This window comes from Glutamicibacter sp. AOP12-B1-11 (assembly GCF_052379245.1).
Classification (GTDB): Bacteria; Actinomycetota; Actinomycetes; order Actinomycetales; family Micrococcaceae; genus Glutamicibacter.
On record NZ_JBQSYL010000077.1, the window covers coordinates 1 to 1,487 of the forward strand.

A 1,487-nucleotide genomic window follows, 5' to 3' on the forward strand; every position below is an offset into this window, starting at 1 on the left:
TAAACGACAGCTCGAAAACTTGACCGGCGTGATGCTGCCGTTACTCCGCGAGATGGCTACAAACAAATGAATGAGTCAACGATTCGGCAGTATATTGCCGTAAATGCTCTATTGAGGCATTATGGTGAGGGTAAACGTAAAAATCGGCGAGATTTTGCCGGACTGGAGCGCGTCGTGAATTCCCTGTCAGAAATTGGCTTCGCTATACAGCAGTCAAGAAAAGAGAGCGGGCTGACTCAAGAGCAGCTAGCAGAGCTGGCGGATATCTCTGAGCGCACTTTGCGGTCAATTGAAACTGGTGGTGGAAACCCTTCCATCACGGCCGTGCTGTCCGCGGCTGCAGTTCTTGGGCTGAAAATTGTGGTGGAGAAATGAGCCACGAAATCCAAGAGCTTAAGCGAGTGCAGCGAGCCGATGTCTATCAAGGGCCGAAGCTCGCTGGGCACTTGTCTCGTTTGAGTGACGGAGGTATCGAGTTTTCGTACACCAGTGACTACATAGAATCTGGTGACCGTGGAATCGCGTCGGCTTTGCCCTTGTCGTCAGTTCCTTATATAGGTCCAGGTGGTGGTTTGCCAGCTTTCTTCTCTGGTTTATTGCCAGAGGGGCATCGACTTACGGTACTGAAAGATGCGGCGAAAACTAGCCTGTCAGATGAGCTGACTCTACTGATGGTTGTGGGTGCCGATACGCCAGGTAATGTTCGGGTATCGCCGGCGGGCACCGAACTGACCGCCCCTCCTGCAGTGGCCGCGATTGCTGATTCGACAGATCTAGACTTCTCAATGTTGGCGAGAAGCCTTGACCGGCACTCAATTCCTGGTGTGCAGGAAAAAATCAGTGCCACAATGCTCACTACACCTTTGGGTTTGGATGGCGGGGCATATCTACTTAAGCTGAATCCGCGCGATCATCCGCATCTGGTTGCTAATGAAGCACTACATCTCCGGGCGGCCAGTGCTCTGAAGTTACCAGTGGCCAAGTACCAGCTAGTTTTCGACACCCGTCATGTCGAGGGGCTACTTGTCGAGCGCTTCGACCGGCAGATTTCTGCAAATAGTACGGTAGTGACACGGTATGCGCAGGAAGATGGATTACAGGTTCTCGATTTACCGCCAGCCCTGAAGTATTCAGTCAGCGCCGAGCAGATTTCAGAGTCTCTCGCTTCGCACTGCCAGGCGCCGATACTGGCTAAGCGTAATTTATACCTTCAGTTTCTGTTTGCGTGGCTGACAGGCAATGGAGACCTGCACGGAAAGAACGTTTCCATGCTGGCTGATGCTCATGGAAGGTTCTCAATAGCACCGATCTACGACATTCCCTGCACGCTGATTTACGGTGATGACACCATGGCTTTGACTGTCGCGGGTAAGACGAAAAATCTCAAGAAGAAGCACTGGCAAGAATTTGCGCATACTTTGGGACTCGCCGATAGAGCGGTCCAGTCGGCTAATCAGCTGGCGCTAAAGGCAGCAAGTCTCGTGGAC

General features: G+C 52.3%; 2 protein-coding genes. Both read left to right on the forward strand.

Annotated features, from left to right (window positions below):
- Positions 1-66 precede the first annotated feature (66 nt).
- Positions 67-375, forward strand: a complete 309-nt coding sequence (locus tag ACT3UQ_RS19655) for a helix-turn-helix transcriptional regulator (RefSeq protein WP_444637811.1) — start codon at positions 67-69, stop codon at positions 373-375.
- Positions 372-1,487: type II toxin-antitoxin system HipA family toxin (locus ACT3UQ_RS19660; protein ID WP_444637812.1), on the forward strand; the 1,116-nt coding region annotated here is incomplete at its 3' end. The genes ACT3UQ_RS19655 and ACT3UQ_RS19660, both read left to right, overlap by 4 nt.

What these genes read in the sequence shown, in the direction of transcription:
- ACT3UQ_RS19655 (WP_444637811.1), top strand. Translation starts at nt 67, where the DNA reads ATGAATGAGTCAACGATTCGGCAGTATATTGCCGTAAATGCTCTATTG.